This is a genomic window from Halogranum roseipondis, assembly GCF_059695585.1.
Genome location: NZ_CM185235.1, coordinates 214,636 through 235,124 on the forward strand (window position 1 = coordinate 214,636; position 20,489 = coordinate 235,124).

Annotated in this window: 28 protein-coding genes; 15 read left to right on the plus strand and 13 right to left on the minus strand. The window is 65.9% G+C overall.

Features of this window, described 5'->3' with window-relative positions:
* Positions 1-86: 86 nt before the first annotated feature.
* From gvpM to EOHIBHHM_RS01225, 8 genes are read right to left on the minus strand one after another with little or no spacing between them, the layout of a single operon-like run.
* Positions 87-326 carry a gas vesicle protein GvpM gene (gene gvpM, locus EOHIBHHM_RS01190; protein WP_089821081.1) on the minus strand — a complete coding sequence of 80 codons (240 nt, stop codon included), beginning with the start codon at positions 324-326 and terminating at the stop codon, positions 87-89.
* Positions 307-1,137 carry a gas vesicle protein GvpL gene (gvpL, locus tag EOHIBHHM_RS01195; protein ID WP_497253819.1) on the minus strand — a complete coding sequence of 277 codons (831 nt, stop codon included), beginning with the start codon at positions 1,135-1,137 and terminating at the stop codon, positions 307-309. Before gvpL ends, gvpM begins: the two co-directional genes overlap by 20 nt.
* Positions 1,130-1,456 (minus strand): gas vesicle protein GvpK, encoded by a 327-nt coding sequence (gvpK, locus tag EOHIBHHM_RS01200; RefSeq protein WP_497253821.1) that lies wholly within the window; start codon positions 1,454-1,456, stop codon positions 1,130-1,132. The genes gvpL and gvpK overlap by 8 nt, the downstream gene beginning before the upstream one ends.
* On the minus strand, positions 1,453-1,974 hold the full coding sequence (gene gvpJ, locus EOHIBHHM_RS01205; RefSeq protein WP_497253823.1) for a gas vesicle protein GvpJ: 522 nt from the start codon (positions 1,972-1,974) through the stop codon (positions 1,453-1,455). Before gvpJ ends, gvpK begins: the two co-directional genes overlap by 4 nt.
* A complete protein-coding gene (locus tag EOHIBHHM_RS01210; RefSeq protein ID WP_497253825.1) occupies positions 1,967-3,154 on the minus strand; it encodes a hypothetical protein in 1,188 nt (395 codons plus the stop codon). Before EOHIBHHM_RS01210 ends, gvpJ begins: the two co-directional genes overlap by 8 nt.
* Entirely contained in the window at positions 3,147-3,623 is a 477-nt protein-coding gene (gene gvpH / locus EOHIBHHM_RS01215; protein ID WP_497253827.1) for a gas vesicle protein GvpH, read from the minus strand. The genes EOHIBHHM_RS01210 and gvpH overlap by 8 nt, the downstream gene beginning before the upstream one ends.
* Positions 3,620-3,871, minus strand: coding sequence for a gas vesicle protein GvpG (gene gvpG / locus EOHIBHHM_RS01220; RefSeq protein ID WP_089821087.1), 252 nt, complete (start codon positions 3,869-3,871; stop codon positions 3,620-3,622). The genes gvpH and gvpG overlap by 4 nt, the downstream gene beginning before the upstream one ends.
* A 1-nt stretch (position 3,872) precedes the next feature.
* Positions 3,873-4,499 (minus strand): GvpL/GvpF family gas vesicle protein, encoded by a 627-nt coding sequence (locus EOHIBHHM_RS01225; protein ID WP_497253829.1) that lies wholly within the window; start codon positions 4,497-4,499, stop codon positions 3,873-3,875.
* Between the two features lie 118 nt (positions 4,500-4,617).
* Between EOHIBHHM_RS01225 and gvpA the strand changes: the two genes are divergently transcribed.
* From gvpA to EOHIBHHM_RS01250, 5 genes are all read left to right on the plus strand, one after another.
* Positions 4,618-4,932, plus strand: a complete 315-nt coding sequence (gvpA, locus tag EOHIBHHM_RS01230; RefSeq protein ID WP_497253831.1) for a gas vesicle protein GvpA — start codon at positions 4,618-4,620, stop codon at positions 4,930-4,932.
* 43 nt (positions 4,933-4,975) lie between these two features.
* Positions 4,976-5,617 (plus strand): gas vesicle protein GvpO, encoded by a 642-nt coding sequence (gene gvpO, locus EOHIBHHM_RS01235; protein WP_497253833.1) that lies wholly within the window; start codon positions 4,976-4,978, stop codon positions 5,615-5,617.
* A gap of 72 nt (positions 5,618-5,689) precedes the next feature.
* A complete protein-coding gene (locus EOHIBHHM_RS01240; RefSeq protein WP_497253835.1) occupies positions 5,690-6,670 on the plus strand; it encodes an MBL fold metallo-hydrolase in 981 nt (326 codons plus the stop codon).
* 76 nt (positions 6,671-6,746) lie between these two features.
* Complete coding sequence (locus EOHIBHHM_RS01245) at positions 6,747-7,499, plus strand: NRDE family protein (protein WP_497253837.1); 753 nt, start codon at positions 6,747-6,749, stop codon at positions 7,497-7,499.
* Between the two features lie 57 nt (positions 7,500-7,556).
* Entirely contained in the window at positions 7,557-7,910 is a 354-nt protein-coding gene (locus EOHIBHHM_RS01250; RefSeq protein ID WP_497253839.1) for a helix-turn-helix transcriptional regulator, read from the plus strand.
* A 611-nt stretch (positions 7,911-8,521) separates the two neighbouring features.
* Here EOHIBHHM_RS01250 and psmA read toward each other — a convergent pair.
* Genes psmA through EOHIBHHM_RS01270 form a run of 4 tightly spaced genes read right to left on the minus strand, consistent with a single transcriptional unit; the run spans position 8,522 to position 11,125 of the window.
* On the minus strand, positions 8,522-9,292 hold the full coding sequence (gene psmA, locus EOHIBHHM_RS01255; RefSeq protein WP_497253841.1) for an archaeal proteasome endopeptidase complex subunit alpha: 771 nt from the start codon (positions 9,290-9,292) through the stop codon (positions 8,522-8,524).
* Between the two features lie 6 nt (positions 9,293-9,298).
* Complete coding sequence (locus EOHIBHHM_RS01260; RefSeq protein WP_497253843.1) at positions 9,299-9,778, minus strand: Rpp14/Pop5 family protein; 480 nt, start codon at positions 9,776-9,778, stop codon at positions 9,299-9,301.
* Positions 9,775-10,449, minus strand: a complete 675-nt coding sequence (locus EOHIBHHM_RS01265) for a class I SAM-dependent methyltransferase (protein WP_497253845.1) — start codon at positions 10,447-10,449, stop codon at positions 9,775-9,777. The genes EOHIBHHM_RS01260 and EOHIBHHM_RS01265 overlap by 4 nt, the downstream gene beginning before the upstream one ends.
* Positions 10,433-11,125, minus strand: coding sequence for an RNase P subunit p30 family protein (locus tag EOHIBHHM_RS01270; RefSeq protein ID WP_497253847.1), 693 nt, complete (start codon positions 11,123-11,125; stop codon positions 10,433-10,435). The genes EOHIBHHM_RS01265 and EOHIBHHM_RS01270 overlap by 17 nt, the downstream gene beginning before the upstream one ends.
* 252 nt (positions 11,126-11,377) lie before the next feature.
* Here EOHIBHHM_RS01270 and EOHIBHHM_RS01275 point away from each other — a divergent pair, with 252 nt between their 5' ends.
* The 7 genes from EOHIBHHM_RS01275 to EOHIBHHM_RS01305 all read left to right on the plus strand — a co-directional run bounded on the left by EOHIBHHM_RS01275 (position 11,378) and on the right by EOHIBHHM_RS01305 (position 17,471).
* Positions 11,378-12,454, plus strand: a complete 1,077-nt coding sequence (locus tag EOHIBHHM_RS01275; RefSeq protein ID WP_497253849.1) for a glucose 1-dehydrogenase — start codon at positions 11,378-11,380, stop codon at positions 12,452-12,454.
* A complete protein-coding gene (gene gfcR / locus EOHIBHHM_RS01280) occupies positions 12,441-13,091 on the plus strand; it encodes a transcriptional regulator GfcR (RefSeq protein WP_497253851.1) in 651 nt (216 codons plus the stop codon). Before EOHIBHHM_RS01275 ends, gfcR begins: the two co-directional genes overlap by 14 nt.
* Before the next feature lie 73 nt (positions 13,092-13,164).
* Positions 13,165-13,509 carry a glutaredoxin family protein gene (locus EOHIBHHM_RS01285; RefSeq protein ID WP_497253853.1) on the plus strand — a complete coding sequence of 115 codons (345 nt, stop codon included), beginning with the start codon at positions 13,165-13,167 and terminating at the stop codon, positions 13,507-13,509.
* 123 nt (positions 13,510-13,632) lie between these two features.
* Entirely contained in the window at positions 13,633-14,199 is a 567-nt protein-coding gene (locus tag EOHIBHHM_RS01290; RefSeq protein WP_497253855.1) for a DUF7110 family protein, read from the plus strand.
* Positions 14,200-14,361: 162 nt separating this feature from the next.
* The gene (locus EOHIBHHM_RS01295; protein ID WP_497253857.1) at positions 14,362-15,333 is read left to right on the plus strand and encodes a phosphoadenosine phosphosulfate reductase family protein; all 972 of its coding nucleotides are present in this window, start codon (positions 14,362-14,364) and stop codon (positions 15,331-15,333) included.
* 120 nt (positions 15,334-15,453) lie between these two features.
* The gene (locus EOHIBHHM_RS01300) at positions 15,454-16,404 is read left to right on the plus strand and encodes a phosphoadenosine phosphosulfate reductase family protein (RefSeq protein ID WP_497253859.1); all 951 of its coding nucleotides are present in this window, start codon (positions 15,454-15,456) and stop codon (positions 16,402-16,404) included.
* 356 nt (positions 16,405-16,760) lie between these two features.
* Entirely contained in the window at positions 16,761-17,471 is a 711-nt protein-coding gene (locus EOHIBHHM_RS01305; RefSeq protein ID WP_497253861.1) for a diphthine--ammonia ligase, read from the plus strand.
* 91 nt (positions 17,472-17,562) lie between these two features.
* On the opposite strand, the gene EOHIBHHM_RS01310 is transcribed toward EOHIBHHM_RS01305, so the two are convergent.
* Positions 17,563-18,534, minus strand: coding sequence for a nucleotidyltransferase family protein (locus EOHIBHHM_RS01310; protein ID WP_497253863.1), 972 nt, complete (start codon positions 18,532-18,534; stop codon positions 17,563-17,565).
* 103 nt (positions 18,535-18,637) lie between these two features.
* Here EOHIBHHM_RS01310 and EOHIBHHM_RS01315 point away from each other — a divergent pair, with 103 nt between their 5' ends.
* The 3 genes from EOHIBHHM_RS01315 (at position 18,638) to EOHIBHHM_RS01325 (ending at position 20,430) form a co-directional block, all read left to right on the plus strand.
* The gene (locus EOHIBHHM_RS01315) at positions 18,638-18,922 is read left to right on the plus strand and encodes a transcriptional regulator (RefSeq protein ID WP_497253865.1); all 285 of its coding nucleotides are present in this window, start codon (positions 18,638-18,640) and stop codon (positions 18,920-18,922) included.
* Positions 18,923-19,018: 96 nt separating this feature from the next.
* On the plus strand, positions 19,019-19,300 hold the full coding sequence (locus EOHIBHHM_RS01320) for a DNA-directed RNA polymerase subunit L (protein ID WP_497253867.1): 282 nt from the start codon (positions 19,019-19,021) through the stop codon (positions 19,298-19,300).
* Positions 19,301-19,410: 110 nt separating this feature from the next.
* The gene (locus tag EOHIBHHM_RS01325; RefSeq protein WP_497253869.1) at positions 19,411-20,430 is read left to right on the plus strand and encodes a lysylphosphatidylglycerol synthase transmembrane domain-containing protein; all 1,020 of its coding nucleotides are present in this window, start codon (positions 19,411-19,413) and stop codon (positions 20,428-20,430) included.
* Positions 20,431-20,489: the final 59 nt, after the last annotated feature.

The window sequence follows — 20,489 nt, forward strand, 5'->3', positions numbered from 1 at the left end:
CCGAACGAGCGTCTCGCCATCGAGAGGCGAGAGCTCAGAATCGAGAGAGAACCGAGAGACGAGCGACCACGTGAGGACGTGAGCGGCTACTCCAACCGTTGACCGGCCGTCTCGCGGTTTCTGAGCCGCTGGGCCTCGTCCCAGTCCTCGAAGATGCCGTACTCCGTCATCGTCGTCATCCCGGCGAGCGCCGCGCGGAGTTTGAGGCCGACCAGCGGGATGTCGGCGACGGCGATGACGACGTCGGCCTCGATGACTGCCCCCTTCCGGAGGATGACGTCGACGAGGTCGACGAGCGCGTCGTCGTCAGACTTCGTCGGACGCATCGGGTCCCTCCTCTCCGAGTTCGGGTGTGAACGTGTACGGCGGCCACGGACCGGTGAATCGGACCTCGATGCCGGGGTCGGCGGCGACGTCGTCGAGCAGCAGTCCGACGGCCTCCTGTTCGTCGTCGGTCGCGAGGACGGCGAAGCGCGCCAGCACGTCGACCTCCTCGTCGGCCCCGCCGACGTCGAGGCCGACCGTCGAGCGCTCGCCGAGGTCGACGAGCTCCGTCACCTCGCTGCCGATGCGCTCGGCGAGGTCGGCCGCCTCCGCGCGGCGCTGTTCGCTCAGCAGTTGGTCGAGCCGCGTCTCGTACTGTTTGTTCAGGAGGAACCCCGTCCCCTCGTCGGCGGCGTCCCGGCGCTCGGCGAGCTCCTGCAGTTCGTCGTCGGCCGCCTCGAGCTCCTCGCGTGCGGCGTCCTCGTCCCAGACGACCTCGATGCGGTACTCCCAGCGCCCGGCGAGCGCGTCGAGGTGGTCGGTCAGCGTCGCCTCCTCCTCGCGGAGCCACGACCGGACCGCCTCGTCGTCACCGCGGACGATGGTGTCGAACTGGAACGGCAGCGGCGTCCCGAACGCCTCGCCCGCGTCGTCGACGACCGACTGGTGGGCGAGGATCCACCGCTGGATCTCCGTCGCGGAGTCCGAGTCGTAGAGGGAGCTGCAGTCGTGGACGACGGCGGCGAGGCCCGCCTCGCGGATCACGCGGACCGGCTCGTCCTCGAGTCCCGTCGTCGACAGCGACCCGTCGCCGTCGGTGACGACACAGTAGAGGTATCGCCCCTCGTCGAACGCGGTCTCGGGCTCACTCACGGGTCATCTCCCCCAGCACCGCGCCGCGGCGGTCGTGGTCCATCTGTTGAACGGCGTCGGAGACGAGCGAGTCGAGGTCGCCGCGCAGGCGGTCGACGTCGTCGTCGATCCCTTCTTCCTCTTTGAGCCGCTCCAGTTCGTCCTCCATCGCCGCCAGTTGCTGGCCGAGGCGCTCGATCTCCTCGTCCGTGAGCGACCCCGACTCCATCCGGCGGATCGCCTCCCGTTCGAGCGCGTCGACCAGCAGTTCGACGACGGTGACGACGAGCGTCGTCAACCCGTTTGTCGCCTCGTCGCCGTCGATGTCTATCGTCGTCATCGGTCGTCGGTGCCGTCTGTCTCCGTCGGCTGCTCGGCGGCCCGTTCGTCCGTCGCCTCGTCGTCTTCGCTCCCGTCTGTGTCGTCAGTGGGTTCTGTCTCCTCGTCTGCGTCGGTTCCGCCGTCGGGTGACTCCGCTTCGTCGCCGGCGTCGGTATCGGCGTCGGTTGTGTCGATCTCGACGGCCGTCTCGTCGTCGGTCGTCTCGTCGTCTTCCTCTTCCTCGGGGTCGACGGTACCGACGCGCGTCGACAGGCCGCGCTCGGGCGGCTTGCGGAGGTCGCGCCGCTGGGACGCCTCCTCGACGCGTTCCATGTCGGTCCCCTCGGGGAACTCCAGACCGTACTGCGAAGCCGTCTCGAACGATGCGATCGCTGCCCGGAGTTTGATGCCGAGCAGCTCCGTCTGTCCGACCGAGACGGCGATGTCGGCGTTGATGACGACGCCTTTGTCGAGGAGCATCTCCACGACGTCGGCGAGGCTGTCCTTCTGTCGGGTTGGGGCTGTTCCGTTAGTCATCGTCGTTCTCTCTCCGTTCGTTCGCGTCGTCGAACCGCTGGCCGTAGATGCGCGGGCGGTTCGGCGCGTTCGAGTAGCGCGTCTCCTCGGGTACCGTCGAGAAGCGGGTCGACCCGCCGAAGTCCGCCCGCGACGTGGGCATCGTCGACACGGCGGTCGGGTTCCGCGAGTCCGGCTGTCCCGCCGGCTCGGTTCGTTCCTGGTTCTTCTCGACGATCTTCTCGAGTCGCTCACGGGCGTCGAGGATGCTCCCGCGGAACTCTCCGACGGAGTTGCTGATCTTCTTCTGGATGGCTGCCTGCTTCGACTCGTCGGTCTCGAGCATCCCGAGTTCGGGTTTCGACAGTCCGTCGTCCTCGTCCGCGGCGTCCGCGGCGTCCGCAGCGTCGGTCGCCTCTTCCTCCTCGTCGCCGAAGAGGCCGCTCTCGCGATCGAGGAGGCCGTCGTCCTCGTCCGCGGCGTCCGCAGCGTCGTCGCTCCCGTCGTCTACGAGGTCGGCAGCGTCGTCGAGCAGTCCGTCGTCCGACTCGTCGTCGGCAGCGTCGTCTGACTCCTGCTCGAACAGGTCCTCGACGGCGTCGTCGAACTCGCGTTTGTTCCGCCAGAACTCCCGGACGTCGACCGCGTCCCAGAGGTCGGTGAGTTCGACGAGCTCGTTGAGGTTCCGCAGTTCGACCGCCTGCTTCGGGTCGCCGCTGGCGACGGCGTCCGGGAGTTCGCTCGCGTCGACGGTGTCCGGGAGTTCGCTCGCGTCGACCGCGTCGGGGAGCTCCTCGAAGTCGACCGTCCCGAGCAACTCCTCGGCCTCGTCGGCGACGACGCGGAGGTCCTCGAAGATCTCCGCGGCGCGTTGCTGCGACTCGGGGTCGTCGTCGAGGGCGAGCAGTTCGCGCAGGAGCGACTCCGTCTCCTCGACGAGGTCACTCGCGTCGCCGACGCTGTCGGCGGCGACGTCGGTGGCCTCCTCGACGGCGTCCGGGGCGTGTTCGACGGTGACGACGTCGGTGACGCCGTCTCCGTCCGTCGTCTCCTCGTCCGAGGCCTCCTCCGACTCTCCCGACTCCGCTTCGGTCGTCGCTTCTTGCTCGGTCGTCTCTTCCGCTCCAGACTCCGCCTCCGTCGTCTCTTCGGCGGTCTCTTCCTCTTCCGGCTGCGCGTCGTCGGTGGTATCTTCACTCATGGGTCTGGTCCTCCTCGGCTTCGAGGTGGAGTTCGAGTACGCCGTTTCGGTACGCGCCCGCGACGACCGTCAGTCCGCTACGCGGCACGTCGACGCGTCTGAAGACGGTGTCGTCCGTGCCGACGACGAGCGTTCGCCCGTCGACGCCGGTGACGACCGTGTTGCCTTCGGCCTCTGGCAGATCCAGATGGACGATGAACCCCTCCTCCGTCTCGCGGATGGTCGTCGGCGAGTCGGGCGACACTTCCGGGCGTGGGGTCCGCTCGTCCATCTCGTCACGACGGGCGGGACCGACGTGGATGGAGTAGTCGGCGACGCCGCGGTCGGAGCTCACGCGTCCGTGTCGGGTCGACTCGCCCTGCTGTTCCATCTCCTGAAGCGTCTCCAGGAAGCGACGGAGCGAGCCGAGGATCCCGCTTTCGCGCTCGGGGCGGTCGTCGTCCGATCTGTCGGGCGTGTCGTTCGTCATCGTTTCACCTCGACTCTCCCCTGGAGGTTCTCGTGAGCCGCTTCGGCGACCTCCAGTCGTTCCTCCAGTTCGGTTCGTCGCTCGCGGTACTCGGCCTCGGAGCGCTCGCCGAGTTCGTAGAGCAGTTGGTTCTCCTTGAGCTCGTCGCGGATCGCGTCGAGGTCGTGGATCTCTTCGACCGCCATCGAGTGGATGGTGTTGAGCAGCGAGACGAACGGCTTGAGGAGGAGGTCGTCGACGAGGAGCATCTCACTGTGTCGCCCCGATCTCGATGTCGACGAAGTTGTACGGCGCCCACGGGCCGCTGTACTGGATCGAGAGGTCCTCGTAGTCGTCGCGAATTGCCTGGACGACTTCCGAGAACGCCTCCTGTTCGTCGTAGTCGACGAGGTACGCCCGGTTCAACACGAGCCGGTCGCTGAAGAGGTCGTTCTTGACGTCACGCTCTGCGGCCGCGGTGAGTCGGTCGGCGACGCCCTGGAGGACCTCCTCGTCAACGGTCTCGCCCTCGTCGACGACGACCTTGACGCCGAGTTCGACCATCCCGTCGACGTCGAGCAGCGCCTTCCGGAACGCGCGACGGCCGCTCCGGAGGACGCTCTTGAGCGTCCGTCCGGTCTTGAACACCATCCCGAACTGCATCGGGACGACGGTGCGGCCGTCGCCGGCCTCGATGACCTCGCGGAGCACCTCGTCGTGTGCGCGGACGTTCTCGTCCGACCGTTCGGGTTCGAGGTCGTCGATGTCGCTGACGACGGCCGACAGCGTCCGGTACTGGACCGTCCGAATCGGCGTCCCGTCGTCGACGCCGGTGACGTCCAGTTCGAACTCCTCGTCGTCGACGACGCCGTAGGTGTAGAGATGATTTCCACTCATGGGGCCACGCTATCGGTGTAGCTTCTCCCAGCGCACGGGTATGGCTTTCGGCCGGCGACGGAGACAGTAGGCGGAAACGGCCGGTGTAGTTAACAGGGAGGCAGGAGACGGCCCTAGTATGCCCGCATCAGCATCACCAAACTCGTCAAGCCTCGCGGAAGTGCTCGACCGCATCCTCGACAAGGGGATCGTCATCGACGTTTGGGCACGGATCTCCGTCGTCGGTATCGAGATCCTGACGATCGAGGCGCGTGTCGTCGCCGCGTCGGTCGACACGTTCCTGACGTACGCCTCCGAAATATCGAAGATAGAGCAAGCCACCCAGACTGGCGACCTGGACGACATCCGCGACCTCGAGATCGAGACGACCTCGGCCCGGAAACACGAGCAGAAGGTCGAGAAGAGCCGAGCAGGCGTCGAAGCGTCGTCCTAACGGCGTCACCTGCTGACCACTCACCAAACCGAGGTTTAGTTTCGTGACAACGGACATGGACGAATCGGCAGATATCGAATCAATCGACGGCATCGGGCCGAAGACAGCGGAGGCACTGACAGACGCAGGCGTCGAGACGATCGGAGACCTGCGCTCGATCGACCAGAGCGAACTGTACGACATCGAGGGGATCGGCGCGGCGACGGCGTCACAGCTCCTCTCGCTCGTCGACGGGGACGTGTCGGACGGAGACGACGAGGCCCGAGAAGACGCTGCCGAGACAGCGGACGAGGACGACGCGGACGAAGACGAATCCGAAAGTGACTCGGAGACGGAGACCGACGCCGAGACCGAAGGTGACGACGAAGACGTGGCAGACGACACTACCGACGATACGACCGCCGACGGAACGTCGACGGGATCGGTCGGCTTGCTCGACATCCGCAACCAGACCGTCGAGCTGGCGCCCGACCTCATCAACCGAGACCTCGACGGGATCATCGAGGTGACGCAACGCGGCGACCAGTGGGTGTCGGTCGTCGAGATGATCGAACGGAAGTCCGTGCCGGACACGCAGGACATCCTCGGTCGGTACGAGATCGAGTTCGACGAGGCGGGGACGCTGGTTGGATATCGTCGCGTCAACCGCTACCGGCGCAACGAGTCGAACCCCGACGAGTTCTGATCCTCTCCTCCCGTCGCTCTTCCGACGTGGAATGAGGAACCCTCATAGTTCTGCGCGCCGAGCCACGAGCGTATGAAGCGCATCCAACTCGGCAACACCGTCTTCGAGGGGAAGAACGACGTCTACCTGCTCGACGGTGACCGAACTGTCCTCGTCGACGCCGGCGTCTCCCTCCCGGACGTGCGCGACCAGTTACGCGACGGGCTCGCCGTCCACGACCTGACCGTCGCCGACGTCGACGAGATCTTTCTCACGCACTGGCACCACGACCACGCCGGACTCGCAGGTGAACTCCAGCGAGAGAGCGGTGCAGTCGTCCATATACACGAGGCGGACGCACCGCTCGTCGCGGGCGACGAGACCGCGGCGAACGCCGACGACGAGCGGCTCCAGCGGGCGCTCGACGACTGGGGGATGCCCGCCGAGTCGCGCGAACAGCTGCTGTCGTTTCTCGGCTCTCACGACGAACTCGCCGGCGAGGACGTCGACGTCACTCCGTTCACCGACGGCGAGACGTTCGACGTCAACGGACGGACGTTCGAGGCGGTCCACCTCCCGGGGCACGCCGCCGGGCTCTCGGCGTTCGCCTTCGACGGCGACTCCGGTCGCGAGGCGTTCGTCGGCGACGCCATCCTCCCGAAGTACACCCCGAACGTCGGCGGCGCGGACCTCCGCGTCGACTCGCCGCTGGCGCAGTACGTCGACAGCCTGCTGCGACTCGTCGACCTCGACCTGTCTCGCGCGTGGCCCGGCCACCGCGACGTCATCGACGACCCGGCGGCCCGCGCGCTGACCATCCTCGACCACCACCGCGAACGCACCGAGAACGTCGTCGGCGTCCTCGCCGAACACGGGCCCTGCGACACCTGGACCGTCAGCGCCCACCTGTTCGGCGACCTCGAGGCGATCCACATCCTCCACGGTCCCGGCGAGGCGTACGCCCACCTCGACCATCTCGCCCGCCACGGCGTCGTCGAGCGCGACGGCCGCGAGTACGAACTGGTCGACGAGACGGTCGACGTCGACGCGCTGTTTCCGACCGTCGAGCGCTGAGCGGGGCACAGCTCCTCGTCCGACTCGCCCCAGTTCACCACTCATTGTTATTTTCGCGCCACCCCTACCTGCCCCCGTGTGCACACTCACCATCGCGTGGCAGGCCTTCGAGGACGCGCCCGTCGTCGTCGCCGCCAACCGCGACGAGGCGCTCGACCGACCGTCGGAGCCGCCCACGAGGATCGAGGACGACCCCGCGGTCGTCGCCCCGCGCGACGTCGATGCGGGCGGAACGTGGGTCGGTTACAACGAGTACGGACTGTTCGTCGGCATCACCAATCGCTGGGTGACGGGACTCACGAGCGAGCGGTCGCGCGGCCTGCTCGTCCGTGACGCGCTCAGACAGGAGAGCGCCGAGGCGGCGCTCGACCTCGTCGCGGACGCCGTCGACGCCCACGAGTACGAGGGGTTCAACCTCGTCGTCGCCGATGCCGACGCGGCGTACCTCCTGGAGTGGGACGGCCACCTGCACGTCCGCCAGTACGACCCCGGCGTCCACGTCGTCGTCAACGTCGGCACCGACGACTCCTTTTTCGTGCCGGACCGCCGGCCGGAGATCGGACGACGACAGGCGGCGAACGCCCGCGCCGTCCGCGACGCGCTCCGTCCCGAGGCGGGCGAGACGGCCGATGTGTGGCTCGACCGCGCGGCCGACGTCCTCGGAGACCACGAGTACGGCGTCTGCATCCACGCCGAGCGGTACGGGACGCGCTCGTCGTCGCTCGTCAGACTCGGGCGCGACGACGACGGGACGCTCCGGGCGAGCTATCGGTTCGCGCCCGGACCGCCCTGCGAGACGGACTATCTGCCGGTGGAAAGCCAAATATAAGGAGGGGCCACTTCCTTGTAAGAGTATGAGCGAGCACACGACGTCGGGGTGGTCCGCGTGAGCGCCTCCGAGACGGAAGCCGAGCTCTCGGCGGACGAGCGTGCCGGACTCGAACTCATCCGCCAGTCCGGCGGCATCCACCAGAGCGACTTCTGGAAGGAGTTGGACGTCTCCTCCCGGAAGGGGAGTCGGATCGCCGAGGCGCTGGCCTCGACCGGACTCATCGAGCGCGAGGAGACGGTCTACAACGGACACAACACCTTCTACCTCCAGCCGGCGGCGAAGGATCTCGACTTCTCGCTCCTGATGGCGGGCGACATGCTCTCGCCGTTCATCGGCGAGGAGGAGATCAACGCCAACAGCGACGCCTTCTCGCAGTGGCTGATGAATCTCGCGTACGACGACTACTGACGCCGCAGTTCTGTTCGAACGGCCGTCCTCCGTTTTCGTCGGGAGACCAGACGAGAGAGCGACAGCAGGTGCCGTCGCTCGTCGCGATCCTCACACGGCGGTCGCTCGGCTAGTAAACTACCCTGCCCTACTCGCTCTCGCCCGTCTTGCGACGGTCGGTCACTCCTTGAGGACAGGGCTTTTCCCACAACGACATTGTACCCTGCTCCCCATGCATGGACACGGCCCGACTTCCTATTACCGTCCACGCTTCGGGCAGGGGCTTTCAGGCCCACCTTCGACCGTCCGCATGGATTGTCCCGTCGATTTAATTCTCGGTGTTCTCGCGCTCTGCCCTCAAGTAAGGGGCGGGAGTCGAACCCGCTTGCGGTCGTCGTTCCCGAGTACAGGACGCGTTGGTATCGCGCCACAGGCGTCGGTTTACTGGCGACGCCTATCGTCCCCAACTTGTGCGAGGGCGACAGTAAAACGGAGCATATTGTCAAGTATGTTAACTGTTTTCGAACGCGCTTCCTCTCCTCCCTACTCGCGTCTTCGACGCTCGTTGAGAAAGGAGGCTCCGCGCTACCGTTTGCTGAGATACCGAAAACGAAAGAACGGGTCGGCGGGACTTACTCTTCTTCCTCGGGCTCGTCGTCGGCGTCGTCCTCGCTGGCGAGCACGTCGTGCTCGGCGAGGATCTCTTCGAGTTCCTCCTCGGAGGGCTGGCTGAACTGCTCGGTCTCGACGTCGACGGTGGCGACGCCGATGCCGGTGGGGGAGAGTCCCTCCTCGTTGACCTCACCGAGCGCCTCGACGGCGAGCCCGATTCCGGCGTCGAGGTCCATGTCCTCGCGGTAGTGCTCCTCGAGGTAGTCGCGGATCTCGGCGCGGTCCGCACCGATGGAGACGGCTTTCCACTCGTAGGGCGTGCCGGAGGGGTCCGTCTCGTAGAGCCGGGGGGTCCCCTTCTCGACGCCGGCGATGAGGAGGGCGACGCCGAACGGACGAGCGCCACCGACCTGCGTGTACTGCTGGATGTGGTCGGTGATCTCCTTGGTGAGCGTCTCGATACCGATGGCCTCACCGTAGCGGAGGCGGTTGACCTGCGCCTGCCGACGGGCGAAGTCGATGAGTTGGCGGGCGTCGGCGACGTGGCCGGCGCTCGCGACGCCGATGTGGTCGTCGGCCTTGTGGATCTTCTCGACGCTGGACGGCTCCATCAGCGGCGACCCACTGCGTTTGTCCGCCGCGAGGACGACGCCGTCCGCCGTCCGGATGCCGATGCTCGCTGTCCCTCGCTTGACCGCCTCACGCGCGTACTCGACCTGGTAGAGGCGTCCGTCGGGCGAGAAGATGGTGATGCCGCGGTCGTACGCTTGCTGTTGCGCTTGTCCCTGCATAGAGTATCACTCGAAATCGAGTTCCGTCGCTCCCACGAACCCCGACGGCAGACGCACGTCGAGGACCGTATCCCGTGCCAGGGCGGTCCGGTCGGCGTTCGCGAACACGACGCTTCTCTCCTCGGGAACTCCGGCCGGGCGTCGTAAATACCTTTCTTCACAGGCACGTACCGTGCCCGAGACGCCGCGCACCCGGAGGCCGACCGGCTGTCCGCTGACCTCGTCGATGCAGGCCAGCGCCGCGCGCGCCTCCGAGACGTGTCCGCGACGCGCTCTGACGACCGTCTCGCCGACGCAGCCCGAGAAGTGGAAATCCAGCACCGTCAGGTCGGCGTCGGCGCTTCCGGCGTCGCCGACGAGGTTCTGCGCGGCGAACCAGAGTTCGCGCTGGAACGCCCCACGGGAGAGGTCGGCGTCCGGCCACGTCTCGAGCTCGACGGCGAGATACCGCCACCGCGGTCGGATGTGTTTCGGGAGGTGCTTCATTCGGCGTCGGTCTGTGCAGTTCGTTCGGCAACGAGCACGCCCACCTGGTCGTGGACGGACTCGACCGCCGTGAGTGCGAACCCGGCGTCCGTGAGTGCGTCGGCGAGCGTTCCGACGGTCGCCGGGTCGTCGACCTCGGGGCTATAGAACGGGTCGTCGGGGTTCGGTTCGCCGAAGAACATCACGTCGCCGAGGACGAATCTGCGAGGACCGAGGTCGGCGACGACCTGGATGGCCTCGCGTTTCTCCTCGTCCGAGAGGTGGTGCATCGCGAAGTTCGAGACGACGATGTCGACGCGAGCATCGCGAGCGTCTGCTCGAGGCGTCTCCGACGACTCGTTGTCGACAGGGCCGTCGTAGTTCGGGTCGCGGAAGCGTCCCTCGCCGAACTCGACGTTCTGGATACCGTGTTCGGCTGCTTTCTTCCGAGCCTGTTCCAGCATCCCCTCGCTGATGTCGCGGCCGACGACGCGCTTCGCGTTCGGCGCGAGCGCGAGCGCGATGGCTCCCGTCCCCGTCCCGAGGTCGAGGACGACGTCCTCCGGCCCGGGGTCGGCGTAGTCGACGACGAGCGAGGCGCAGGCCTCGTACTCGTCGCTCGACTGGGAGTCGTCGTAGTCGGCGGCGATCTCCGAGAAGCGGTCGGCGTGTTCCTCAATCGTCTTCTTCATATCTGCCCCGTTCGACACCCGGGGCAATGAACGACTCGGACGTCAGTCGGCGGTTTCGCTCGGCGAGTCGGCCCCACTCGGCGAGTCCCTCGCGGAGCTGCTCGGCCGAGAAGCCGATCGTCTCGCCGACGGCGACGAGTTCCCGCGGCGCGCGGAGTTGCAGGTGCGATTCGGGCGTCGCGCTGACGACGTAGGGGGCGTCGTACTGCTCGACGAGTTCACGCAGCTTCCGGAGGTCACGGATCGCCTGGACGCGGTGGCCGCCGTCGAGCCGGAGCACGGGGCCGAGGTCGAACTCGACGCGAACGCCGTTCTCGTTGGCCGCCCGCGCGAGAACGTGGTTGAAGTCCCCGTCGTCGGCCATCGGTCGGGTGAGCACGTCGACTCGTTCCTGTTCGACGGCGAACCGGTTGAGGGCGTTCGTCCCCCCGCGGAGTAGCAAGAGCGTCGTCTTGGGTCGGTAGTTGCCGATGCCGCCGCTGGCCTGGTCGGGCGTGTCGGCGACGACTTCGACGCCGTCGACGACGTCGTAGCCGGCGTCGCGGAGCGTGGCGTAGTCGGGCGTCGCCTCGCGAGCGCGGACGACGACCCCTTCGTAGCCGTAGCGGGCGGCCGTGTCGGCGAACCGGGCTGCCGTACTCTGACCGTCGGGGTACGCGTAGACCGCCTCGTACATGGGGAGACGATGGCGACTCTGGGGTTTGGTGATTACGGTTCGAGAAGCGAACGGTCGGAACGAACGCGGTCGCTCGAAGCAGAGGGGAGTCAGAGAGTGGCACGGGTGCGGTGAGCACCGTGGTGGCTGGCTGGTACATGCGCGGACGAACGCGACTGGGGCTGGACAGCACGCGTTCGGATGCTCACCGACGTTTGATTCTTTACTCGAAAGAGAATAAATGTTTTGGTGGTGGACTTCACAGAGGGAGGTATGAAAGCCATTGCAGTTCGTGAAGGAACGAACACTCCGGTAGTCGTCGACAAGCCCGTTCCGGAGCCGCAGGAGGGAGAGGTACTCGTGCGGACGCTCCGCGTCGGCGTCGACGGCACCGACCACGAGGTCATCAGCGGCGGCCACGGTGGGTTCCCGGAGGGAGAGGATCATCTCGTCTTGGGCCACGAGGCAGTCGGCGTCGTCGAGGACCCGAACGGGACCGAGTTCCACGAGGGTGAGGTCGTCGTCCCGACGGTCCGGCGGCCGCCGAACGGGACCAACGAGTACTTCGAGCGCGGCGAACCCGACATGGCGCCCGCGGGCCAGTATCACGAACGCGGCATCGTCGGCGAACACGGGTTCATGGCGGAGTATTTCACCAGCCCCGTCGACGCGCTCGTCCGGATCCCGCCGTCGCAGGCGGAGCTGGGGTTCCTCGTCGAACCGATCTCGATCACGGAGAAGGCCGTCGAACTGGCCGAGGCGTCGCGGTCGTCGTTCACCTGGGAGCCCGAGTCGGCGCTCGTACTCGGCAACGGGAGTCTCGGCCTGCTGACGCTGGCGATGCTCGACGACGACGAGAACTACGAGCGACTCTACTGTCTCGGCCGTCGGGACCGCCCCGACCCGACGATCGACATCATCGAGGAGTTGGGCGCAACGTACGTCGACTCCCGCGAGACGCCGGTCGACGAGATTCCCGACGCACACGAGGACGTGGACTTCGTCTACGAGGCGACGGGCTACGCGAAACACGCGTTCGAGTCGGTCCACGCGCTCGCGCCGAACGGTGTGGCCGCGCTGCTCGGCGTCCCGAGTTCGTGGGAGTTCGAGGTCGACGGCGGGGAGTTCCACGAGGAGATGGTGCTGCACAACAAGGCGATGGTCGGCAGCGTCAACTCCAACGTCCGACACTTCGAGGCCGCCTCGCGGACGCTGACGACGGTTCCCGACTGGTTCCTCGACGAACTCGTCACTGGGGTGTACGGACTCGACGAGTTCGAGCGGGCGTTCGACGATGGGGACACCATTATAAAAACCGCCGTCCAATTCAGCGCGTATGAAGAACGTTGACGACCTCATCGCGAGTGCCGCCGAGTTGGCCGAGCGAGGGCTGTCGAAAGGTGAGATCGCAGACGAGTTGAACGTCTCGCGGGAGACGGCGAGTTGGCTCGTCGAACGCAGCGGCGCGTCGAGCACGCCCAACCTGTCGAACGACGAGACGACCGAGCAGTCCGGCGGCCCCTACGACATCCACGTCGACTGGAGTGCGCTCGGTCGCGACAGCACCCGACTGACGTATCTCGGTCAGGCGATGGCCGACCTGCTGTCGAAGGAGGGCGAGGAGGTCGACCTCACCGTCGGCATCGAGAAGGCTGGCGTCCCGATCGCGACGGTCGTCTCACGGGAGCTCGACACGGACCTCGGCGCGTACGCCCCGCGCAAACATCAGTGGGAGGAGGGGGACATCGAGGACCTCGGTGGGAGCTTCTCACGGAACTTCGCCCAGATCCGCAACCGCGACTGCTACATCGTCGACGACACCATCACGAGCGGGACGACGATGAGAGAGACCATCGAGGCCGTCCGCGAAGAGGGTGGCAACCCGGTCGCCTGCGCGGTCGTCGTCGACAAGCAGGGCGTCGAGCAGGTCGACGGCGTCCCGGTCCACTCGCTCATCAACGTCGTTCGCGTCGGCGACGACGAATAGCTCGTTCCTCGCGACCGACCTCGGGTCGAACGGTGACGCAACCCCTTTGTCAGTCGCTCCCCTACGGGTCCGTATGACCTTCCAACCGGGGAGCGACCTCAGCGCCGAAGAGGTACAGGAGCGCGTCGACGACGCCATCGAGAACAACCACATCGTCCTGTTCATGAAGGGCAACCGGCTGATGCCGCAGTGTGGCTACTCGATGAAGGCGGTCGAACACATCGGCCAGTACGAAGAGGAGTTCGAGACGATCGACGTGCTGCCGGCGCTCGACCACTACCGTGCCGCACTCGAAGGACACAGCGGGTGGGAGACGATCCCGCAGACCTACGTCGACGGCGAGTTCGTCGGCGGGAGCGACATCCTCGAGGAACTCGACGAGCGCGGCGAGCTAGAAGAAACGCTTGCCGGAAACTGATTCTCGTCTCCGGGGATCGAGCCGAAGCAAAGAGTAGGTCTAATAAGCCTACGGCCCCAACAGACGGGTAGGTGCAGTTGGATTAGCGTCGCGGGCGTTGCAATCAACCACTTCCAGTAACCCATGTCAGGCCGTGTATATCGACTCCACTCGACACTCGAACTGCCTCTCGAAGACGTCGAAACCTACTTCGAGAACGACCCAGACCTCCCGCCGGAGATCGCTGACATCGACATCACGAGGCGGAACAACACACTCATCATCAAGGCGGTTGCAGCCGACGAGAGCCTGAGCAAGTACACCCCGACGGCGCAGTTGAAGGCGAGCGTCACCGAGACGCGTGTCTACGAGGAGGAGCCCCCACGTCCGGGCGGCCCACAGTGGGGACAGGAAGAAGAAGAGGAGATCCCCTCGGAACTCGTCGAGTTCGCCTGTTTCAAGGGCGACCGCGAGACGGTGCTCCAGAACACGGCGCTGCAGTACCCGATGTTTCTCGTCCTCCGCGACATCGCACGGCAGGCCGAGAAGGGGACGTTGACGGCGATCACCGAACTTGACGGCGAGCTGCAGGCGACTCGCATCGTCGAAGGCGACGAACGGCCGGCGAGCATCGAAGTCGTCGAGACTCCCTCGAAAGACTCCAGCAGCGGAAACGGTGTCAACTGGCGCGACAACAAGTTCATCAGCTAGCGCTCCGACACGAGCGACGCCCGTGTTCTTCACGTCCATCCGGTTCAGTCCGTTGCGACGTCCGACCACAACGACCCGCTGAGCCGTGTGTGGCGGTATCATTCGTCAATCAGCTCGTTGGGCAAAAAGCACTTTAGGCTGCTAATTATATCTCATTACACGATGGCAGCGAACTTCCCGGACTACCTCGACGTCGACTACAGCGACGGCGAGGGCGAGACGCCCGAGGACTATCCGAGCATCAACCACAAACTCGAGAAGGCCATCGAGGTCACGAAGCAGGGTCTCGAACAGTACGAGAACCCGGCCGTGATGTGGACCGGTGGCAAGGACTCGACGCTCACGCTCTACTTCGTGAAGGAGGTCGCGGAGCGCTACGACCTCGAACTGCCGCCGACGGTGTTCATCGACCACTTCCAGCACTTCGACGAGCTGATGGACTTCGTCGAGCACTGGGCTGACGAGTGGGACCTCGAAGTCGTCTACGCGCGGAACACGGACATCGGCGACTACGTCGAGGAGAACGGCCTCACGCCCGGCGACGACATCCCGATCGAGGACCTCTCGGAGCACAACCAGCACCACGTCCGCAACATCCTCGAGTACGAGGAGGACACCTTCCCGTTCCTGCTCGACACCTACGTCGGCAACCACCTGCTGAAGACGGTCGCGCTCAACGACGCGCTCGAGACGCACGACATCGACGGCATCATCTCCGGCATCCGCTGGGACGAGCAGGAGGCTCGTGCCGACGAGACGTTCTTCAGTCCGCGTCACGACCCCGAGATCTACCCGCCGCACGACCGCATCCAGCCGATCCTGCAGTTCGACGAGGCCGACGTCTGGGAGGCCTTCTGGCACTTCGTGGTGCCGGAGACGGTCGAGGAGTTCCCGGACGACGGCTACGTCCCGCAGGACTACGACGACCTGCCGAACGGTCTCACCCACGAGGACATCCCGGTCTCCCCGAAGTACTTCGAGGGATTCCGCTCGCTCGGCAGCGAGATCTCGACGGACAAAGCCGACTCCGAGCCCGCCTGGCTGCAGGACCTCGACAACACGACCGAACGCGCCGGCCGCGCCCAGGACAAAGAGGACCTGATGGAGCGCCTGCGCGACCTCGGTTACATGTGAAGTCGGCCGCGTAACACGGCGACAGCTGTCTCCTCCCGTTTTCACCACCGACGAGCCGTGGCACTGCTACGCAGTGGCGACGCAAACGTGATGCTCTCTGCGAACGATTCGTAGTGTGATATGACCACCTTCCCCGAGTATCTCGACCTTGACTACACGGCCGGCACCAGCCAGACGGCCGCGGACTACCCCTCCCTCCTCGACAAGATGGCGAAGGCCACCGAGGTGACGCTCGCCGCGCTCCAGCAGTACCGCAAGCCCGCGGTGATGTGGACTGGCGGGAAGGACTCGACGCTCGTCCTCTACGTCGTCCGCGAAGTCGCCCGCGAGCACGGTTTCGAGGTGCCGCCCGTCGTCTTCCTCGATCACTTCGAACACTTCGACGAGGTCGAGCAGTTCGTCCGCGACTGGGCCGACGAGTGGGATCTCGATCTCGTCTGGGCCGCAAACGAGGACTTCCGCCGACTCGGCGTCGCGCCCGGCGAGTCCGTCCCCGTCGCCGACCTCAACGAGACGAACCGCCGCGAGCTCGCCCGCCTCGGCTACGAAGGCGACGAGTTCACGCTCGACGCCGACTCCTTCGAGGGGAACCACCTGCTGAAGACGGTCGCGCTCAACGACGTCGTCACGGAACACGGCTTCGACGGCATCTTCTCGGGCGTCCGCTGGGACGAACAGGAGTCCCGCGCCACGGAGACGTTCTTCTCGCCCCGCCACGACTCCGAGAAGTACCCGCCGCACGACCGCGTCCACTCCATCCTCCAGTTCGACGAGGGCGACGTCTGGGACGCCTTCTGGCACTTCGTGGTCCCCGACACCGTCGAGGGCTACCCGACCGGCCACGTCCCTGAGAGCGCCGACGACCTCCCGAACGGCCTCACCGCACGCGACGTGCCAGTGAGTCCGAAGTATTTCGAGGGGTTTCGCTCGCTCGGGACGGAGTCGGGGTCGGGCAAGAGCGACGACCGCCCCGCGTGGCTGCAGGACCTCGACAACACGACCGAGCGCGAGGGCCGTGCTCAGGACAAGGAAAATCTGATGGCACAACTGCGCGATCTGGGCTACATGTAGACCCCACCTTCGACCTTTTTCAACGCCGGGCGTCGCACGTCTCCGGCAGAGCAAAGCTCTGCCGTGCTCCCGCTCGCCTACGGCTCGCGGGAACTCCGGTGTGCTCAACCCGGCTAAAAAAGCTCTCTTCGCGGTTTTACCGCGAAGGCTTGGAAGACGCGAAGCGTCTTCCCATGGAGCAAAAAACCCGCTCCGCACCTCACTCGCTTACGCTCGTTCGGCGCGGTACAACGAACTGACTACGACCGCCTCCGCGGCTACTCAGTACCGACAACCACACACCGGTTTGCAAGTGTTCACGTCGCTGCCGACGTAATCGCAGACTGTTTAACGGGATCGCCGCCTACTCCGACCCAATGACCGACGACTGGGTGAGTCTCTTCTCCGGCGGCAAGGACTCCGCGTGGGCGCTGTACCGGGCACTCGAAGCGGGGCTGAACGTCTCGCGACTCTTGACCGTCCACCCCGACGGCGACTCGTACATGTACCACGTCCCGGAGACGCGCCTCGCGCGCCTCGTCGCCGAGAGCGTCGGCATCGGCCTCGTCGAAGTCGAACCCGAGGACTTCGAGGCCGAGTCCGCCGAGGACTCCGGCGCTCAGGGCGACGCCGAACTCGAACCGCTCGAAGCCGCGCTGACCGAGTTGGCCGAGGAACTCGACCTCGCGGGCGTCACCGCCGGTGCCGTCGAGAGCGAGTTCCAGACCAACCGGATTCAGGGGATGTGTGACCGACTCGGTATCGACCTCTTCGCGCCGCTGTGGCAGGAAGACCCGCGCGAACTCGCCGACGCGATGCTCGACGCCGGCTTCGAGATCGTGATCGTCCAGGTCGCCGCGGGTGGGCTAGACGAGTCCTGGCTCGGTCGGACGCTGGACGAGGCGGCGCTGGCCGAGTTGGAGGAACTGAACGAGAAGTACGGCGTGCACATCCTCGGCGAGGGCGGCGAGTTCGAGACGTTCGTCGTGGACGGCCCGCATATGGAGCAGCGGATCGAACTAGAGTACGACACCGAGTGGGACGGGACTCGCGGGCGGATTCGGATCACGGACGCACGGTTGGAGTGACCCTCGTCAGGACGTTGTACCGCGACTGAAACCGCGAAAAGACAGCATTTGCCGAGTGGCTCGGAGAGCCACGAGCGCAGCGTAAAAGGTGCTAGACGACGTCGTCGGTGATCTTCGTGTGCGCACCGATGAGCGCGCCGGCGAACTCCAGCCCCTCGATGCGGGTGCCTTCGTCGATGATGGAGCGTTTGATGTCGGAGTCGACGATGGTCGTATCGGAGAAGACGATAGTGTCGTCGAGTGCGGAGTCGGTGACGGACGCGCCGGCCATCACGTGGACGTTCTCGCCGAGTTCGGAGTTCTCGACGGTCGCGGTCTCGTCGACGAAGTTCTCGCCGCCGAGTTTCCACGCGACCGCGTCGAGATAGCTGTCCGGTGTCCCGATGTCGAACCACGCGCCGTCGAACGTGAAGGCGTGGACGTCCTCTTGTGACTGGAGCCACTGGATGAACCAGCCGGGTTCGTCGGGGTTGTTGCCGTCTTCGAGATAGTCGGAGAACTTCGGGAGGTCCTCACGGCGGAACGCGTAGCAGGCGATGGAGACGAGCGTGCTCTTGGGGTCCTCGGGTTTCTCCTGGAAGTCGACGACGCGCTCGCCGTCGAGTTCGACGAGGCCGTACGACTTCGCCTTGTCGTAGGAACCGACGTCGTACGCGGCGAGTGCGGGCGTCCCCTTGGACTCGAAGTAGTCGATGAACTCCGACATCTCGAAGCTCAGGAGGTTGTCGCCGGCGACGACCAACAGGTCGTCGTCGACGCCCTCGCGTTCGATGAGCTCCTCGATGGCGCCGACGACGCCGAACTTCTCGTCTTCCGCGCGCGTCTCTTCGACCGAGAGCGTGGGTTTCTCGTACTCGCTGTCGGCGAGGTACTCCTCGAACTCCTCGGCGAACGCCTCGTTGGTGCTGACGAACACCTCGTCGACGCGGTCGTCCTCCTCGAGGTCCTCGAAGATGATGTCGATGACCGTATCCTCACCGACCGGCAGCAGCATCTTCGGGCGGTGCTTCGTGATGGGCCACAGCCGGGTCGCGTACCCGCCGGCTAGCACTACGGCTTTCATGTCTGTCCACTTTCGCCCCGGTGGTATGGTTCTTTCCCCCGCGACGAATAGCGCAATCGCACAACAGGAAACGGTTTGTCCCACCGGCCACTACTGTCTCCCGATGGACGCGACGACGACGCGACAGCGAATCGCCGAGACGCTCCGCGAGAACCCCGCGACGGCGAGTGACCTCTCCCAGACGGTCGGCGTCCCCCGGTCGTCGGTGTACGAGCATCTCCCCCACGTCGCCCAGTCGCTCGACGGCACCGACGAGCAGTTTCTGGTCGCACCGCCGGAGTGCCGCAACTGCGGGTTCAGCGCCTTCGACGACCCGGTGAACTACCCCTCGCGGTGTCCGGACTGTCGCAGCGAGAGCATCGAAGAGGCCGTGTTCAAGATCGAGTAGCCTCTCGGTCCACCTGTCCGTCGGTCCCGGCGCGCTCGAAGGCGTGGACACCACGCTATCGACAAGTTGAAACACGCGACGAGAGAAACCAGAGGCATGGAACTGCGGGTCATCGAGAAGACCGACGAGGAACTCCGCATCGAGATCGCCGGCGAGGATCACACGTTCATGAACGTGCTCAAGGGCGCACTGTTGGAGACGGAGGGCGTCGCCGCCGCGACGTACGACGTGAACCCCGAACAGTCCGGTGGACAGACCGACCCCATCCTCTCCGTCAAGACCGAGTCGGGCGTCGACCCGCTCGACGCCGTCGCCGACGGCGCACGGAGCGTCCGGGACATGACCGACTCCTTCCGCGATGCGTTCACCGCCGCGTAGTCCGAGCGGCCGATAGACACAACCCTCTCCCGCTGTTCGTCTCTCTTAGAAGCGGGACCTCACCGCCTTTCGTCGCCGGTGAGCGACTGCCAACGAGGAACGCCTTCAGGATGTCTCAGGTTGCACGTACGACGGTCGATCGAGAAACCGGTGTAAAAGTCTTCGCGAGTTTCGCTGCTGCCAGCGTCTTGCTGTACTTCTTCGGCACCGTCGTCGGGTGGGGCGAGATCCTCGCGACGCTCAGGGGAGCGAAACTCGAGTGGCTGGTGGTTGCCTGTCTGTCGTCGACGCTCTGTCTCGTCATCTGGGCGAAGTCGTGGGACGTCATCTTCGGGGCCGTCGACGTCGACATCCCCCTCAGTGCGCTCGTGCCGACCTACTTCGCGGGGACGTTCGCCGACTACGTGACGCCGTTCGGGAAGGCGGGCGGCGGACCGTTCATCGCCTACATCCTCTCGACTGACGGTCGTGTCTCCTACCAGGAGAGCCTCGCCGGCGTCGTCATCGCGGATCTGCTCAACATGCTGCCGTTCTTCACGTTCGCCGGGTTCGGCTTCGTCGCGCTGTTCGTCCAGGGGTCCGTCCCGCCGCGAGCGGAACCGCTCGTCGGTGGACTCGCCCTCCTGGCGTTCGGCATCCCGGTGGCCGTCTACCTCGGCTGGCGACACCGCCAGGTGGTCGAGCGACTCGTCGTCGGCCTCTCGCGACCGGTCGCCGCCCGCACCAGCCGTGTCGACGTGGACTCGCTCAAAGACCGCGTCGACGAGTTCTACGACCGTCTCGACCGCATCGCCGCCCACCCGAAGGAACTCGCCATCACGCTCGCGTACTCCTACGTCGGCTGGCTGTTCTTCGCTGCGCCGCTGTTCCTGGCGGGCCAGACGATCGGCGTCGACATCGACCCGACGCTCGTCCTGTTCATCGTCCCGGCCAGCACGCTCGCCGGCGTCGCGCCAACGCCCGGCGGCCTCGGCGGCGTCGAAGTCGCCATCGTCGGCCTGTTGGTCGCGCTCACGCCGGTCAACACGGCGACCGCCGCCGCCATCGCGCTCGTCTATCGCGTCGCGAGTTACTGGTACGTGCTCGGTCTCAGCGGGATCGCCGCGCTCTACGAGATCTACACCCACTGAACGCCGCACACGGAACGACCGAGGAGCGCCCTCGGGCTCGTTCGTCGGCGGTTCGTGGG

Bases quoted from the DNA above. Each gene is read 5' to 3' on its own strand.
- EOHIBHHM_RS01275 (WP_497253849.1), top strand. From the start codon at position 11,378: ATGAAAGCCATTGCAGTTCGTGAAGGAACGAACACTCCGGTAGTCGTC.
- gvpM (WP_089821081.1), bottom strand. From the start codon at position 326: ATGCGTCCGACGAAGTCTGACGACGACGCGCTCGTCGACCTCGTCGAC.
- EOHIBHHM_RS01240 (WP_497253835.1), top strand. From the start codon at position 5,690: ATGAAGCGCATCCAACTCGGCAACACCGTCTTCGAGGGGAAGAACGAC.
- EOHIBHHM_RS01210 (WP_497253825.1), bottom strand. From the start codon at position 3,154: ATGAGTGAAGATACCACCGACGACGCGCAGCCGGAAGAGGAAGAGACC.
- gvpH (WP_497253827.1), bottom strand. From the start codon at position 3,623: ATGACGAACGACACGCCCGACAGATCGGACGACGACCGCCCCGAGCGC.
- gvpA (WP_497253831.1), top strand. From the start codon at position 4,618: ATGCCCGCATCAGCATCACCAAACTCGTCAAGCCTCGCGGAAGTGCTC.
- EOHIBHHM_RS01295 (WP_497253857.1), top strand. From the start codon at position 14,362: ATGGCAGCGAACTTCCCGGACTACCTCGACGTCGACTACAGCGACGGC.
- EOHIBHHM_RS01325 (WP_497253869.1), top strand. From the start codon at position 19,411: ATGTCTCAGGTTGCACGTACGACGGTCGATCGAGAAACCGGTGTAAAA.
- EOHIBHHM_RS01285 (WP_497253853.1), top strand. From the start codon at position 13,165: ATGACCTTCCAACCGGGGAGCGACCTCAGCGCCGAAGAGGTACAGGAG.
- EOHIBHHM_RS01300 (WP_497253859.1), top strand. From the start codon at position 15,454: ATGACCACCTTCCCCGAGTATCTCGACCTTGACTACACGGCCGGCACC.
- EOHIBHHM_RS01260 (WP_497253843.1), bottom strand. From the start codon at position 9,778: ATGAAGCACCTCCCGAAACACATCCGACCGCGGTGGCGGTATCTCGCC.
- gvpJ (WP_497253823.1), bottom strand. From the start codon at position 1,974: ATGACTAACGGAACAGCCCCAACCCGACAGAAGGACAGCCTCGCCGAC.
- EOHIBHHM_RS01270 (WP_497253847.1), bottom strand. From the start codon at position 11,125: ATGTACGAGGCGGTCTACGCGTACCCCGACGGTCAGAGTACGGCAGCC.
- psmA (WP_497253841.1), bottom strand. From the start codon at position 9,292: ATGCAGGGACAAGCGCAACAGCAAGCGTACGACCGCGGCATCACCATC.
- EOHIBHHM_RS01315 (WP_497253865.1), top strand. From the start codon at position 18,638: ATGGACGCGACGACGACGCGACAGCGAATCGCCGAGACGCTCCGCGAG.
- EOHIBHHM_RS01320 (WP_497253867.1), top strand. From the start codon at position 19,019: ATGGAACTGCGGGTCATCGAGAAGACCGACGAGGAACTCCGCATCGAG.
- gvpK (WP_497253821.1), bottom strand. From the start codon at position 1,456: ATGACGACGATAGACATCGACGGCGACGAGGCGACAAACGGGTTGACG.
- gfcR (WP_497253851.1), top strand. From the start codon at position 12,441: ATGAAGAACGTTGACGACCTCATCGCGAGTGCCGCCGAGTTGGCCGAG.
- EOHIBHHM_RS01305 (WP_497253861.1), top strand. From the start codon at position 16,761: ATGACCGACGACTGGGTGAGTCTCTTCTCCGGCGGCAAGGACTCCGCG.
- EOHIBHHM_RS01310 (WP_497253863.1), bottom strand. From the start codon at position 18,534: ATGAAAGCCGTAGTGCTAGCCGGCGGGTACGCGACCCGGCTGTGGCCC.
- EOHIBHHM_RS01290 (WP_497253855.1), top strand. From the start codon at position 13,633: ATGTCAGGCCGTGTATATCGACTCCACTCGACACTCGAACTGCCTCTC.
- EOHIBHHM_RS01225 (WP_497253829.1), bottom strand. From the start codon at position 4,499: ATGAGTGGAAATCATCTCTACACCTACGGCGTCGTCGACGACGAGGAG.
- EOHIBHHM_RS01265 (WP_497253845.1), bottom strand. From the start codon at position 10,449: ATGAAGAAGACGATTGAGGAACACGCCGACCGCTTCTCGGAGATCGCC.
- gvpG (WP_089821087.1), bottom strand. From the start codon at position 3,871: ATGCTCCTCGTCGACGACCTCCTCCTCAAGCCGTTCGTCTCGCTGCTC.